11 protein-coding genes are annotated in these 14,388 nt (G+C 69.6%); 5 read left to right on the top strand and 6 right to left on the bottom strand.

The genetic code is table 11. The features are described 5' to 3' along the window. The coding region (locus tag NM1_RS40010; RefSeq protein ID WP_507762189.1) for an EccA family type VII secretion system protein at positions 1-754 on the bottom strand (754 nt) is incomplete at its 3' end. 265 nt (positions 755-1,019) lie between these two features. On the opposite strand from NM1_RS40010, the gene eccD reads away from it, so the two are divergent. Genes eccD through eccCa form a run of 3 tightly spaced genes read left to right on the top strand, consistent with a single transcriptional unit; the run spans position 1,020 to position 7,989 of the window. Continuing rightward, on the top strand, positions 1,020-2,495 hold the full coding sequence (eccD, locus tag NM1_RS40005; RefSeq protein WP_084520499.1) for a type VII secretion integral membrane protein EccD: 1,476 nt from the start codon (positions 1,020-1,022) through the stop codon (positions 2,493-2,495). After that, positions 2,492-3,910 carry a type VII secretion-associated serine protease mycosin gene (gene mycP, locus NM1_RS40000; RefSeq protein WP_068032945.1) on the top strand — a complete coding sequence of 473 codons (1,419 nt, stop codon included), beginning with the start codon at positions 2,492-2,494 and terminating at the stop codon, positions 3,908-3,910. The genes eccD and mycP overlap by 4 nt, the downstream gene beginning before the upstream one ends. Before the next feature lie 8 nt (positions 3,911-3,918). Next, entirely contained in the window at positions 3,919-7,989 is a 4,071-nt protein-coding gene (gene eccCa / locus NM1_RS39995) for a type VII secretion protein EccCa (protein WP_068032943.1), read from the top strand. A 27-nt stretch (positions 7,990-8,016) separates the two neighbouring features. On the opposite strand, the gene NM1_RS39990 is transcribed toward eccCa, so the two are convergent. Further along, positions 8,017-8,604 (bottom strand): GNAT family N-acetyltransferase, encoded by a 588-nt coding sequence (locus NM1_RS39990; RefSeq protein WP_084520498.1) that lies wholly within the window; start codon positions 8,602-8,604, stop codon positions 8,017-8,019. A gap of 40 nt (positions 8,605-8,644) precedes the next feature. After that, positions 8,645-9,484 carry a GntR family transcriptional regulator gene (locus NM1_RS39985; protein WP_068032941.1) on the bottom strand — a complete coding sequence of 280 codons (840 nt, stop codon included), beginning with the start codon at positions 9,482-9,484 and terminating at the stop codon, positions 8,645-8,647. Between the two features lie 171 nt (positions 9,485-9,655). Between NM1_RS39985 and NM1_RS39980 the strand changes: the two genes are divergently transcribed. Continuing rightward, positions 9,656-10,162 carry a DUF4254 domain-containing protein gene (locus tag NM1_RS39980; RefSeq protein WP_246010857.1) on the top strand — a complete coding sequence of 169 codons (507 nt, stop codon included), beginning with the start codon at positions 9,656-9,658 and terminating at the stop codon, positions 10,160-10,162. Between the two features lie 12 nt (positions 10,163-10,174). Here the strand turns inward: NM1_RS39980 and NM1_RS39975 are convergent, their stop codons facing one another. Both NM1_RS39975 and NM1_RS39970 read right to left on the bottom strand, forming a co-directional pair. Then, positions 10,175-10,711, bottom strand: coding sequence for a hypothetical protein (locus NM1_RS39975; RefSeq protein WP_068032938.1), 537 nt, complete (start codon positions 10,709-10,711; stop codon positions 10,175-10,177). A 27-nt stretch (positions 10,712-10,738) separates the two neighbouring features. Further along, positions 10,739-11,173, bottom strand: a complete 435-nt coding sequence (locus NM1_RS39970; protein ID WP_068032936.1) for a VOC family protein — start codon at positions 11,171-11,173, stop codon at positions 10,739-10,741. Between the two features lie 125 nt (positions 11,174-11,298). Here NM1_RS39970 and NM1_RS39965 point away from each other — a divergent pair, with 125 nt between their 5' ends. Continuing rightward, positions 11,299-12,288 (top strand): GlxA family transcriptional regulator, encoded by a 990-nt coding sequence (locus tag NM1_RS39965; RefSeq protein ID WP_068032935.1) that lies wholly within the window; start codon positions 11,299-11,301, stop codon positions 12,286-12,288. Between the two features lie 111 nt (positions 12,289-12,399). On the opposite strand, the gene NM1_RS44410 is transcribed toward NM1_RS39965, so the two are convergent. Beyond that, positions 12,400-13,872, bottom strand: coding sequence for a MinD/ParA family ATP-binding protein (locus NM1_RS44410; RefSeq protein ID WP_444980098.1), 1,473 nt, complete (start codon positions 13,870-13,872; stop codon positions 12,400-12,402). Positions 13,873-14,388 lie beyond the last annotated feature (516 nt).

The following is a 14,388-nucleotide window of genomic DNA, read 5'->3' as shown; positions in this document are numbered from 1 at the left end:
ACACCTTCTCGAACAGCGCCTGCGCCTCGTCCTCGCCGCCGGTCTCGCGCAGGCACAGGCCGCGGCAGAACATGGCGGTGGTGCGGGCGGCGGGAATGGGCCCGGCCTCGGCCTGTTCCATCCGCCGGATGGCCTCGCCGAACAATCCCAGCTGCGCACACGCGGTGCCGACCATCACATGGGCACCGGCGGCGAGGTACGGATCATCCCACTCCGCGGACCCGGCCAGCACCGTCATCACATCCGGCCAGCGCTGCGTGTTGTAGTGCAGCACGGCGCGCACGTAGGCGCTGATGCGGTTGTCGGCCTCGCGGTCCGCATCGCTGAGCAGGGTCTTGCGGTAGGACTCGAGCTCGTCGAGCGTGCGCTCGGCCTCGTCGTACTCCTTGTCGGCGATCAGATGCGCGGCCCACGCCAGCCAGACCTCGGTGTAGGAGGCCAGCGGGTAGTCGATGTAGAGCCCCGGGAGGAACCGCCCGGCCAGTGCCCGCGTGGACAGGCCCACCCGGCGCTGTTCCCGGTACAGCGTGCTCGTGCTGGTCTTGTGGAGATTGAACAGCACCTCCTTGGTGACCTCGCCGGCGGCGGCCCGGCCGAGCCAGGCATCGCACATCGTCGGATCCCATTCGGTGGCGCGCTGGAAGGCCAGCTTCGCGTATTCCAGATCGCGTGCCGACTCCTGCCCCTCGATGGGCAGGCCCAGGGATAAGACTCCGGCATCGAATGCGCGTTGTGCCTGACGGTTGCCGCTCATTGCTGTCGAACCCCGAAGCCTTCGATTGTGGTTGTGTATACGTTCATCGTGCGACCAGAGTACCGACCGCACGGCGGAGATCCGTCAGTTAGATTAGGGTTAGCCGCCGTTGGGTCGCAACGTGAGCGTTGTCGGGATATGAGGGTTCTCGATGTGCGAAAGATGTTCGTCCTCACGCTGTCTCACGGAGCATTGACGTCCCGGTCGCGATGGGCATTTCAGAAGATCGGGCATTCGGAAAGACGAGGGTGGGAGATCGACTCCGGTGACGGATCCATCGACAACGAGTACCAAAGCGAGCGAGCCCGAGCTGTGCCGGGTCTCGGTCATCGGCGGCAACACACAAGTCGATGTGGGTTTGCCCGCGACGGTGCCGATCGCGAGCTTCATCGGTGACCTGGTCACCCTGATCGAATCGCGTACCCCGGATATCGCCGAGAGCGACGAGGATTCGCTGCCGATGCGGGCGCAGCATTGGACGCTGGCCCGGCTCGGTCGTGATCCGATCGCCCCGAGCCGCTCGCTGACCGACGCCGAGGTGTACGACGGCGAACTGCTGGTGCTGCGCAGCGTGTCCGCGAAGGAGGCGCCGGCGCTGTTCGACGACGTCATCGATGCGGTGTCGCGCCTGGTCGCCGAGGATTTCCGCGGTTGGTCCGGCACGTCCGCGCGCTGGACCGGCCTGGTGGCGTCGGTGTTGACGGTGCTGACCGCGCTGATGCTGCTGGCGGTGTCGCGGCGACACGGTGATCCGCTGTGGCCCGGGTTCGCGCTGCTGGGAATGGGTGCGCTGGCCTTCGCGGCCGCCGGAATCGCGGCCCGCAAGTACTTCGATCAGACGACCGCGAACTGGGTGTCGCTGGACGGTTTGCTGCTGTTCTTCGGCGGCGCCGCGCTGTTGGTGCCGGGGCAGCTCGGCGGCCCGCACGTGCTGCTGGGTGTGTCCGTCGCGATCGTGGCCTCCGTCGTCGGCTACCGCATCATCGGCAGCGGGGCGACGCTGTTCTCCGCCGTCGGCGCCGGTGGCGTGATCGGCCTGGTCGGCGCGGCGGTCTACATGGTGTGGCATCCGGCGCTGCCCAAGCTGTGTGCCGGGCTGCTGGTCGGCGGCATCCTGCTGCTGTCGGCGGTGCCGCGACTGGCGGCGTTGCTGGCGCGCTTGCCGATTCCGCCGGTGCCGACCGCAGGCGGCGCGATCGATCCGGCCGATCACGAGCAGCGCCCGACCATCGAGGGCATCGGCGCCATCGGCGCGACCGCGCTGCCGTCGGCGGCCGGGCTCGGGCAGCGGGCCCGCACGGCCAACCAGTTCCAGACCGGATTGGTCGGCGCCTTCACAGCCTCGGCCGTGGTCGGCGCGTTCGGTGCCGCCGATCCGCTGGGAGCGGCCAAGTGGCAGGGCATCGCGCTGGCCGTGATCACCGCCATCATCCTGTGTCTGCGCGGCCGGTCCTTCGCCGATCTCGCCCAGGCGGCGACCCTGATCGTCGGCGGCTGCGTGACCTTCGTCCTGCTGCTGGTCGGCCTGGCGTTCGGCGACGCCGACGTCGAACTGCTGGCGGCGGGGCTGCTGGTGATCTTCGCCCTCGGCACCGTCGGGTTCGGCGTGATCGGTCCCCATATAGAGGTGACACCGGTGACCCGGCGCGCGATCGAGATCTTCGAGTACCTGCTGATCATCGCCGTGATGCCGCTGGTGCTATGGATCATGGGCGTGTACTCGATGGCCCGGAACATATGAGTGGCAGGCCCTTTCGCATTGCCCCGCGGCTGATCTGCGCCGCCGCCCTGACCGGCGCGGCCGTCTGTCTGCCGGGAGTGGGCATGCCGTCGGCGTCGGCGGTCTCGCCGCCGGTGATCGATATGGGAGCGCTCGGCCCGGCCCTGGACCTGAGCCACCGCCCGGCGCCGCTGGAGCCGACCGAGCGGAAGTCGGAGTGCGCGCAGCCCATGCTCGTCGGCGGCCCGCCCACCGAGCCGCCGGTCGCGCAGCAGGTGCTCGATCTGCCTGCCGCCTGGGAGTTCAGCCGCGGCGCCGGGCAGAAGGTGGCGGTCATCGACACCGGCGTGCAACGGCATCCGCGGCTGCCGGCGCTGCAGCCCGGCGGCGACTACGTCTCCGATACCGACGGCACCGACGACTGCGACGGGCACGGCACCCTGGTCGCCGGAATCATTGCGGCGCAACCGAGTCCGGCCGACGGCTTCTCCGGCGTCGCCCCCGAGGCCGAACTGCTCACCATCCGGCAGCTGAGCCTGGCGTACGAGGCGAAGGACCGCGGCGCGGCCGAGCGGCCCGACAAGATCGCCAGCTCCGGCTACGGCAGCGTGCTCACGCTCGCCGCGGCCGTGGTGCGCGCGGTCGATCTCGGGGCCGGGGTCATCAACATCTCCGAGGTCGCGTGCACCCCGGCCGGGGGCCAGGGAGCCGACGCCCCGCTGGGTGCCGCGGTGAAGTACGCCTACGACCGCAATGTCGTGGTGGTCGCGGCGGCGGGCAACGTCCAGCAGGGCGGGCCCTGCGAGAGTCAGAACGAGGGCGGCGGCTGGAGTTCGGTCTCCACCGTCGCCACCCCGGCCTGGTTCTCGCCCTATGTGCTGTCGGTGGCATCGGTCGATCCCGAAGGGGGCCCCTCGGAACTGTCGCTGCACGGGCCGTGGATCGGGGCGGCGGCCATCGGGCGCAAGATCGTATCGCTGGACAGCAAGCCGGGCGGTGCCGGACTGGTCGACGGCGTGCAGACCTCCGAGGGCGTGCGCCCGGTCGAGGGCACCAGCTTCGCCGCACCGTACGTCTCGGGGCTGGCCGCGCTGGTGCGGGCCAAGTTCCCGCAGTTGAGCGCCGGACAGGTGATCGACCGCATCACCCGGACCGCGCACGCGCCGGGGGCCGGTCGCGACGAGCGGGTCGGGCACGGCCTGATCGATCCGCTGGCCGCGCTCACCGATCCGCTGCCCGATCACCCGGTGTCCAAGGGAGCCGATGTGCCGCGGGAGATCGCGGCGCCGGTGCCGCCGCCCGGCCCGGACCCGCGCCCGCGCCGGATCGCGATCATCGGGTCCATCACCTGCCTGGTCGGCCTGGGAATCGGTGTCGCCGTGGCGATTCCGTACCGGCGCTCACGTGCCGAACTCGACCCTGATCTGGAGCAGTAGAGGGAGTCATGGTTACCGAAGGTTTCGTCCGTCGCCCGCGCATCGCGCCGCCGCGTGCGCCCGGCGGCGAGGTGGCGCTGACCTCCCCGCCGGAGGTCCCGCGCAACGTTCCGGCGCCGCTGATGATGAAGCTGATGCCGGTCGTCATGGTGGTCGCCGTCGTCGGCATGATCGCCATGATGGCGATGATGGGTCGCAACATGTTGCAGAACCCGTTCATGCTGATGTTCCCGATGATGATGCTGATGTCGATGGTCGGCATGATGGCGGGCTTCCGCGGCGGATCGGGCAAGCGGGCGGTCGAACTCAACGAGGAGCGCAAGGACTACTTCCGCTACCTGGACCAGGTCCGCAAGGACGTCCGCCGCACCGGCGGCAAGCAGCTGGAGACGCTGGGCTGGAGCCATCCGGAGCCCGCCGACCTGCCGTCGATGATCGGGACCCGGCGGATGTGGGAACGCCGCCCCAACGACCCGGATTTCGGACATGTGCGGGTGGGCGTCGGCAGCCATCGCCTGGCGACCAAGCTGGCCCGGCCGGAGACCGGACCGCTGGAGGATCTGGAGCCGGTGTCGACGGTGGCGCTGCGGCGGTTCGTGCGCACCCACTCGGTGGTGCACCAGTTGCCGACGGCCGTCTCGCTGCGCGCCTTCCCGGCAATCAATATCGGTGGGCCCAGCGAGGATTCGCGCATGGTGGCGCGGGCCATGCTGATGGAGCTGGTCGCCTTCCACGGTCCCGACCATCTGGCGGTGGCCATCGTCTGCGCCGATCCGGACAGCCCGAACTGGGCGTGGGCGAAATGGATTCCGCACCTGCAGCATCCGACCCAGCGCGATGGCATGGGTTCGGCGCGCATGATGTACACGTCGCTGGGTGAGCTGGAGACGGCACTGTCGGCGGAGCTGCTCGAGCGCGGGCGCTTCATGCGCAACCCGCAGCCGACGCAGGGCCGGCTGCACCTGGTCGTGATCATCGACGACGGGTACGTCAACGGCAACGAGCGGCTGGTCAGCGAGTCCGGACTGGACTCGGTGACCGTGCTGGACCTCACCGCGCCGGAGACCGGCCTGGCCGCCCGCCGCGGGCTGCAGCTGGTCGCCGCGGGCGGTGACATCTCCGCGAAAAGCGCTGCGGGCGTGGAGAAGTTCGCCACTGCCGATCAGGTGAGCGTGGCCGAGGCCGAATCGTTCGGCCGGGCGCTGGCCCGGTATCGGCTGGCGACGGCCGCGCAGATCGTGAGCCTCGGCGACGGCACCGCGAGCGATCCCGGGCTGATGGCGCTGCTGAAGATCCCGGATGCGGCGCAGATCGATCCGGCCAAGGTGTGGCGTCCGCGCACCGCGCGGGAACGGCTGCGCGTCCCGATCGGTATCACACCGGACGGCACGCCGGTCGAGATCGACATCAAGGAGTCGGCCGAGAACGGCATGGGCCCGCACGGCCTGTGCATCGGCGCGACCGGTTCGGGCAAGTCGGAATTCCTTCGCACCCTGGTGCTTTCGCTGGTCACCTCGCATTCGCCGGATGCGCTGAACCTGGTGCTGGTCGACTTCAAGGGCGGTGCGACCTTCCTGGGTCTGGACACGCTGCCGCACGTGTCCGCGGTGATCACCAACCTGGAGGAGGAGCTCTCGCTGGTCGACCGCATGAAGGATGCGCTCGCCGGTGAGATGAACCGCCGCCAGGAACTGCTGCGCTCGGCGGGCAACTACGCCAATGTCACCGACTACGAGAAGGCCCGCGCCGCGGGCGTGCCGCTGGACCCGCTGCCCGCGCTGTTCATCGTCGTCGACGAGTTCTCCGAATTGCTGTCCCAGAAGCCGGATTTCGCCGAGCTGTTCGTGATGATCGGCCGACTGGGCCGCTCGCTGCACGTGCACCTGCTGCTGGCCTCGCAGCGTCTGGAGGAGAACAAGCTGCGCGGCCTGGAATCGCATCTGTCCTACCGGATCGGCCTGCGCACCTTCTCCGCCAACGAGTCGCGCGCGGTGCTCGGTATCACCGATGCCTACCATCTGCCGAGCGTGCCCGGCTCCGGCTACCTGAAGAGCGACGCCTCGGATCCGTTGCGGTTCAACGCGAGCTACGTCTCGGGGCCGTATGTGGCGCCGCGCACCGGCATCGTCACCGACGGCGGCGGCGCGGTCTCACGGCAGCGCCCCGCGGTGTTCACCGCGGGGCCGGTGGAGCTGCCCGAGATCGAGGAGGAGCCGACCGAGCTGGAGGTGGCTTCGCCTGCGGCACTGTCGAATCCGCTGCTCGAGCTGCCGCCCCCGCCGTCGGCGGCAGGGGCGTCGCCGACGCAGGAGGAGGGGATCCCGGACTCCCTGCTCGACGTGGTGGTGCAGCGCCTGACCGGGCACGGGCGGCCCGCGCACGAGGTGTGGCTGCCGCCGCTCGAGGAGTCGCCGAGCGTGGATATGCTGCTGCCCGACCCGGATTGGCGCTCCCCGGTGAACCGCCACGGCCAGTTGTGGATGCCGATCGGCGTGATCGACAAGCCGTACGAGCAGCGCCGCGACGTGCTCACCATCAACCTGGCGGGCGCACAGGGCAATGTGGCCGTCGTCGGCGGCCCGCAGTCGGGCAAGTCGACCACGCTGCGCACCATCATCGTGGGTGCGGCGGCGACACACACTCCCGAGCAGGTGCAGTTCTACTGCCTGGACTTCGGCGGCGGCAGCATGGCCGGGCTGGTCGGGGTGCCGCATGTCGGCTCGGTCGCGGGCCGTCTCGACGTCGACCGCGTGCGGCGGACGATCGCGGAACTCACGACGCTGATGCGGTCGCGCGAGGAACGGTTCGCCGAACTCGGCATAGAATCGATGGCCGAATTCCGGCGGCGCAAGTTCGCGTCCCCGCCGCAGCCGGGCGCCGCCGATCCGCTGGCGGCCGACCGTTTCGGCGACGTCTTCCTGGTGATCGATGGCTGGGCGGCCATCCGCGAGGAATTCGACAGCCTGGAGCCGCAGATCAATGCCATTGCGACGCAGGGCCTCTCGTACGGCGTGCACCTGATGATCGGTGCGTCGCGCTGGGCCGAGATCCGGCCGGTGGTCAAGGACCAGATCGGCACCAAGCTGGAGCTGCGCCTGGGTGACCCGTCCGATTCGGAGATGGGCCGCCGCACCGCCCACCAGGTTCCGATGGGCCGCCCCGGCCGTGGTCTCACGCCGCAGGAACTGCACATGCTGGTCGCCCTGCCGCGCCTGGACTCCGATACCAGCCCGGACACCATGGCCGACGGTGTGGCGCTGTCCCGGCAGGGTCTCGAACAGCTCTACCCGCAGCGCCGGGCGCCCGAGGTCCGGATGCTGCCGCAGCAGATCGATCGGGAGGAACTGCTGGCGAGCGCGCGGAACCAGGGCATCAAGCTCGACAAGACCCGGGTCGTGGTCGGCCTCGGCGAATCCGAATTGCAGCCCCTGGTCCTGGATTTCGGGGCGGATCCGCATTTCATGGCCTTCGCCGACGTGGAGTGCGGCAAGACCACCCTGCTGCGGAATATCGCCATGGGCATCGTGGAACACTCGACGCCCGACGAGGCGCGCATCGTTCTGATCGACTTCCGCCGCACCATGCTCGGCGTGATCGAGGGCGATGCCCTGGCCGGATATTCGACCTCGTCGCAGACCTGTGCGAACATGCTGGCGGAGGTGGCGCAGTACCTGCAGAAGCGCATCCCCGATTCGAGCATCACGCCGCAGCAGCTGCGCGAGCGCAGCTGGTGGGAGGGGCCGGAGATCTACATCATGGTCGACGATTACGACATGGTGGTGGCCGGCGGCGGCAATCCCTTTGCGCCGCTGATGGAATTCCTCCCGCAGGCCCGCGATATCGGCATGCACATGGTCGTGACGCGGCGCATCGGCGGCGTATCCCGCGCGCTGTACGACCCGATCCTGGGCGGTATGAAGAACCTGTCGGTGGACACGCTGATCATGAGCGGCCCCCGCGACGAGGGCAAGCTGATCGGCGACGTCCGTCCGTCCAAGCTGCCACCCGGGCGCGGCACCCTGGTCTCCCGCAGCCGGGGTCAGGAAATGATCCAGATCGCGCACCTGCCTCCGCTGTAAATTCCCGCGCTTCCGCGCGGCGGCGGTTCAGTGGGCGATGCTGCGGTGGGCCTGCAGTTCCGGCCCCGCGACCGTGAGGACGGGCGTCGGCAGCCAGCTGTCGGCGCGCCGCTCGAACAGCGCCCCCGACGGTCCGGGCGCCGACGGCCCGGCGACCCGCGCCAACCGGAATCCGGCGCGGTGGTAGTAGGTGTGCAGGCCCGGGTTGCTGGTCCAGGCGTCCAGCCGCACCCAGGTGCGGTTGCGGGCGCGGGCCAGCGCCGCGGCGTGGGCGAGCAGGGTCGACCCCACGCGCAGCCCGGCGAAGCGCAGATCCACGATCATGTAGTGCACGATGACCGCGTCGGCGAGCTCGCCCGGCGACCAGAGCCCTTCGTCCGCACGGTCGTTCACGGTGATGGTGCCTGCTCGTTCGCCGTCGATCTCGGCGATCCAGGTCTCGCCCGAGCGCACCGCCCGTCCGACCGCGCGGGCAAATATCTCGATGGGCAGTCCCCGTCCCTGCCGCGTCCACTGATCCGAGCCTCGAGCCGCAAGCCAGGCCGTGCGCTGAAGCCGTAGTCGGCAGATGGTGCCGAGGTCGGCCATTTGAGCCTGGCGGATGCGGATCGTCATAGCATCTCCACCGCCGGGGGGCTACTTCGCGAAGGGGACGTCATGGCGAACCGGGCACCAGGGAGTTACCGAAGGAATGGGAGTTGCCCGGGGGATGCGGTGTCCCGAGGGTCCTGCGGATCACGTCGGTGCCGTCGTCGTCACCGAGCTCGTAGGCGAGCCGGTTGCGTGCGGCGATGGACCGGTGCCGGGTGACCCGGGTGATGCGTTCCTCGTTGGCGCCGATGCGCAGGTGATCCAGCAGCATGGTGCCGGTGCCGACGCCGAGCACGGCCGCCTCCTCGGCGGTCGCGGGGCGGGCGACGACGGTGTCGCGGTGCGCGGTCTCGGGATGGCCGCGGTCGGCCAGCCTGCGCGTGGTGCCCTCCGGGATATCGTGCGGGAAGTCGATGCCGGTGGCCTCCGCCAAGTCCCGTGGATAGAAACTGACCTCCCACGACCACGGCTCGTTGTCCAGGTACTGCAGCACGGTGCGGGCCACCACCCAGGAGTCTCGCGGAATTCCCAGCCAGTGCGCCACGTCGGCGCCGGCCGGTTCCATCCGGGCGCTGAACTGTTTGGAGGGCTCCCGACCGGCGGCGCGGGCCGTCTCGGAGAAGATGTCGTGCGCCGACTTGGGCCGGTCGGGGCGGATGTGGTTGGTGACAACCGATTCCAGCACTTCCTGGCTGCGCACGATGGTGCCCCGGGAAGTGGCTGTGTAGAGCAGGTTTTCGGCGACGAGTACCTGGATTGCGTTGCGAGCGGTGGTGATTGAGACCTGCATCTGGTCGGCCAGCTCGTTGTGGCTGGGTAGTCGATCGCCCGGTTTCCATGTCCCGTTGCGGATCTCCTCGCGGAGGAGGTCTGCGATCCGCTGGTACCTCGGACCGTCCGCCATCTCGCTCCTCGGTTGTTGCTTCAAGGAAAAGAAGTCTACTCCGTGGGTCCCTCAGGCGTGTGACCCTTGACACGTGCGTTCAGAGGTTTATTGTAAGGAACGTCCTGAACAAATGTGTTGTAACGGCGATGACGGCGAGGCAACGTGGCTGGTTCGGAGACATCCCAGACGGTGGTAGTGGCACTGCCGGACGCGCAGCACGCGTCCCCGGCGGTCCAATCCCTGACGGCTGGATTACTGCCGAGTTCGGATCTGATGCTGCGCGCCTGTCGCGGGCACCGGGTCATCGGCGGACCACTACTGTGGTTCGCCCGTGATCTCGCGGTGCTGCACGAGCGCCGGCTGATCGGCCGCGGCGGCTCCGTACCCGACCTGGACGCGACCGCGATCGTCGAGATCGAGCGCCGCCGAACCGAATTGGTGATGGCGATCGACGACTGGGTCGCCCGCACCGTGCCGCAACACCGCCTCGGCGCCACCCTGCACACGGAGACCATCGGCTCGGTCATCGACCGTCTCGCCGAGGCGTCGGTCCGCGCCCACCACGCCCTGATGACCCTGCACGCGAACGACGAGATTCTGCACGGCGCCTGGCATCACCTGGCCGAATTGGCCGATGCCTACGATGATCTCGTCTGCGACGTGCTCGCCGGAAGGCGGCGGTTGCCCGCCTGGTGACCGGCGCGGTCGTCAGTGGCGGCTCCCGGCGCAGGGCACCCGCATCCGCGGTGCGAGGCTCCACCCCGACCGGCCCCGTCGTGCCCAGGCCGGGGCGTCCCGCCGGACATCGGTCACGTGCTGGGTCCACTGCCCGTCCATGACGTCCGCCCGCCGGATCTTGCTCCAGCCGAACGGCATCAGATGCACCAGTTCGCCGCGCTCCTCGAGTCGCTCGGCGAGATCGGCCAGCACGTCCAGGGCGTCGGCGAGGCTCGCCAGCACGTCGAATTCGGTTGTCGGGCCGAGTAGTTCGTCGTCTTCGGCCCACTGCGCGAAGCCGTCGATGACGATGTACGACGAACTGGTTTGCGCCGCAATGCGTTTGACGATATCGACGGCCGAGCCGGTGAGCGCGAGATCGCCGCGCTCGACCCCGACCAGCAGTAGCAGGCAGTCGAAGAACGGCTTGGTGACCCCGATGTCGGACGGCTCGAGTCCGACCGCGCACGGGCTCGCCGCGGTGACCCGGTACTCGAACCGGTGACAGCGGCTACTGAAGATCCTCATCGGTAATACCCTCGATCGAGCGCGGAGTCACCCCAGTGGGGCGGTCAACTCCAGATGGATGCCGTCCGGATCGCTGAACGACAGGATCGCAATGCCGAATGCCTCCAGCTCGGCGACCTCGCCGTGCTCGATGCCCGCTTCGTCCAATCGGGTTGCCATGGCGGTCAATTCGCCCACCGACGCCACCGTGAAGCTGAGATGGTCCAGCCCGACCCGCTCGGAGTCGAACCGGTCGGTGCTGGCGGCGACGGGCCGCAACCCGAACAGCATGCCGTTGGTCTGGAAGACGACGCCACCGTATAGCTGCGCCGGATCGCTGCGCACCTGCGGATCCTCCGGGCGGCCGGGGGATTCGGCGGCGATCTCGAACCCCAGGACATCGCGGTAGAAGGCCCGGGACCGGTCGATATCGGTCACCGTCAGCCGAACATGGTGGATGCCGGTGGTGGCGACGAGCGTCATGAGTACTCCGCAGTCTTTTCGGGGCGATCGGCTTCGGGCCGTCGCGTGAACATCATCACGAACGGTATAGAGCCGATTGCCGGTTATTGAGTGTCGCAACCGACACATTCAGTACTGTTTGCGACATGGACGTCGCAGTGTTCGTCGTGGACGGTGTCGCCGACTTCGGTCTGGCGGCCGTGCTCGAGGTGTTCAACACGGCCAATGCCCTGCTCGGCGAGCTCGAGACCGCCCCGGACCCGTGGCGGGTGCGGACCGTTTCGCTCGGTACCAGCGTCCGCACCGGACACGGCCACCTCGTCCCGACCACGCCCCTCGACGAGATTCCGGGCGGCGTCGGACTCCTGATCGTGCCCGCCGTGCTGGTCACCGATGCCGACGGGCTGATCGACCTGGTGTCGTCCCCTGCGAGTAGTGCGGTGCTGGAACGGATTTCGGCGGTTCGGCGCGACGGCGCGCAGGTGGCCGCCGCTTGTACCGGCACGTTCTTCCTGGCCGAGTCCGGGGTGCTGGACGGCATCGCGGCCACCACCAGCTGGTGGCTCGGCCCGGCGTTTCGCCACCGCTATCCCAGCGTCGAGCTCGACGAGGGTCGTGTGCTGTGCCGAGCCGGGCAGATCACCACCGCGGGCGCCGTGCTGTCACATCTGGATCTCGCGCTGTCGGTGGTCGCCGCGCAGAGTCCCGCACTGGCGGAACTGGTTTCGCGGTTTTTTCTGATCGGGGACCGGCGCGCGCAGGTCGCGATCCCCGAGGTGGTGGCACGCGGTGATTCGCTGGTCGCCGCCTTCGAGCGCTGGGTGCGCGATCATCTCGCCGAGCAGTTCCAGATCACCGACGCGGCCCGCGCGCTCGGTGTTACGGTGCGCAGCCTGCAGCGCGCGACGCGGGCCGAGATAGGCGTGTCGCCAAGGGATTTCGCCAACGACATCCGGCTCGAACGCGCCACCCACCTGCTGCGTACCACCTCGCTCACCGTCGACGCGGTGGCGACCCGCGTCGGCTATCTCAACGCGGGCACGCTGCGCTCGCTGTTCCGCCGACGCCGCCACCGCAGCCTGGCGGAGGTACGAGCGTCCCCACTGTCCTGGGACGAGGCACGCGGAGCACGGTAACCATCCACCGACCTCCGTCATCCCGGCATGCGGGCTCCGTCATCCCGGCATGCGGGCCTCCGTCATCCCTGCATGCGGGGCTCCGTCATCCCGGCATGCTTTTGGCCGGGATCAATACCGCTGGAAACGGCGGTGGTCGGTGGCGAAGTCGTCGGCGACGGTGGCCGCGAGTTCGACCAGTGACCGCTTGGTGTTCTTGTGCAGCTGCGCCAGGTCGATCTCGGCGCCCTCGGACAGGTGCGGGTCGTACGGGATGATGTGCACCGCGCGGCAGCGCGACAGGAAGTACTCGCGCAGCTGCTGAATGCCCACATTCGGCGACCCCGGCCGGGGCAGGTTGATCACCACGACGGCATTGCGGACCAGGTGGTCGTGGCCGTGCAGCGACAGCCAGTCCAGGGTGGCCGCGGCGCTGCGGGCGCCGTCGATCGCGGACGACGAGATCAGCACCAGCGAATGCGCCAGGTCCAGTACGCCCGCCATCGCCGAATGCATGAGCCCGGTGCCGCAGTCGGTGAGGATGATGTTGTAGTACCGCTGCAGGACGCGCGCGACCTGTCGGTACTCGTCCTCGTTGAACGACTCGGACGCCGCCGGATCCCGTTCGCTGCCCAGCACTTCCAGTCGGCTGGTGGCCTGCGAGGTGTGCCTGCGCACGTCGCCGTAGCTGTTGATCGACCGGTCCAGCAGCAGGTCGCGCACCGTGGAGCGGGTCTGCAGCGGGACCCGCTGCGACAGCGTGCCGAAGTCCGGGTTGGCGTCCACCGCGATGACGCGGTCGCCGCGGATGGAGGCGAAGATGGAGCCGATACCCATGGTGGTGGTGGTCTTCCCGACACCGCCCTTCAGCGACAGCACCGCGATCCGGTAGTCGCCGCGCACCGGCTGGCGGATCCGCGCGACGAGCTCCTGCAGGCGCAGCTCCTCGGCGGACATGCCGGGGTTGATCGCACCGCCGGACATGTGGTGCACCGCGCGCCGCCAGCCCGATCCCGGCGCCTTCTTCGCCCGTCGCACCGGCACGTCGTCCAGCGACGGCGGCATTCCGGGTGGCTGCTGCTGGTACTGCTGCGGATGTGGTTGCTGCTGCGGGGGATACGGCTGGCCACCACCCCACTGCTGCTCCTGCGGCGGCGACTGCCACTGCCCGCCCTGCGGCGGCGCAGCGTACCGAGGATCGGCGGGCGGCTCCCCGACGGGCGCCTGCCCGCCGGTGCTCGGCGGCACCGGTCCGCGAACCGTCGGGTCCTGCGGCGCACCGGATGTGCCCTGCGAGCTCCAGGCCGACCCGCTCTGCACCGGCGAATCCCCTACCGGGGCTTGACCACCGGTGGACGGGTTGTAGGCCGGTCCGCCGCTCGCCACCTGCGAGTCGCCGTACGGTGCCTGCCCGCCGGTGTTGGGCGGGACCTGGCCGAGCATCGTCGGGTCCTGTGGCGCCGACGAGGTGCCTCGTGATCCGGTGTAGCTATCGAAACCCGTTGCGGCCGTGTCTGTTCCGGTGGTGGTCGACCAGCTGTCCTGATCCTGGGCCGCGGTGCCGGTTCCGTTCGGGCCGTGCGGCGACTGTGCCGTCGAGCCCATCTCGTGCTGCGGAGCCTGCGGTGCCGCACCGTTCGCCGGTCCCGGTGCGCCGTCGCCCGGTCCGTACGACTGCGGCTCGGGCGCTTGCGGCGCACCGGATTCCGGTTGCTGCGGCGCGTGATCCTGCGGGCCGCGGCGTCCATCGGCAGTCGAGTGCGGGGTTTGCGCGGCGTCCGATGCGGTATCGGAGCCACGTGTGCCTTCGGCGTCTGCGAACGGTGACGGCGGCGGGACGATATCGCCGACCGCGGCGCCTTCGCTTCCCGCCCAGCCGGTAGCGCCCTGCGAGCGCTCCGCGGCATCGCCGGTCGATGCGGCATCGGTGCCACGGCTTGCCGCGTCGGTGTCGTCGCGCCGGGGCGCTACCGGATCCGGGACCGTGGGGCTCAGCCGCGGCGGTGCCTCCTGCGGGCCGGAACCGCGGCTCGCGTCGGCGGATTCGCCTGGCGCCGTGGCCGATTGCGTGCCCTCGGCCGACCGTGCCGGGCCGAGCCACGGCGGCGCGGGCTCGTCCGG

Source organism: Nocardia mexicana NBRC 108244, assembly GCF_001613165.1.
Lineage (GTDB): Bacteria > Actinomycetota > Actinomycetes > Mycobacteriales > Mycobacteriaceae > Nocardia > Nocardia mexicana.
This window is presented reverse-complemented; position numbering and strand designations above follow the sequence as displayed.

Coding starts and splice junctions, on each gene's coding strand:
- mycP (WP_068032945.1), top strand. CDS start 2,492: ATGAGTGGCAGGCCCTTTCGCATTGCCCCGCGGCTGATCTGCGCCGCC.
- eccCa (WP_068032943.1), top strand. CDS start 3,919: ATGGTTACCGAAGGTTTCGTCCGTCGCCCGCGCATCGCGCCGCCGCGT.
- NM1_RS39990 (WP_084520498.1), bottom strand. CDS start 8,604: ATGACGATCCGCATCCGCCAGGCTCAAATGGCCGACCTCGGCACCATC.
- NM1_RS39985 (WP_068032941.1), bottom strand. CDS start 9,484: ATGGCGGACGGTCCGAGGTACCAGCGGATCGCAGACCTCCTCCGCGAG.
- NM1_RS39975 (WP_068032938.1), bottom strand. CDS start 10,711: ATGAGGATCTTCAGTAGCCGCTGTCACCGGTTCGAGTACCGGGTCACC.
- NM1_RS39970 (WP_068032936.1), bottom strand. CDS start 11,173: ATGACGCTCGTCGCCACCACCGGCATCCACCATGTTCGGCTGACGGTG.
- NM1_RS39965 (WP_068032935.1), top strand. CDS start 11,299: ATGGACGTCGCAGTGTTCGTCGTGGACGGTGTCGCCGACTTCGGTCTG.
- NM1_RS44410 (WP_444980098.1), bottom strand. CDS start 13,872: ATGGGCTCGACGGCACAGTCGCCGCACGGCCCGAACGGAACCGGCACC.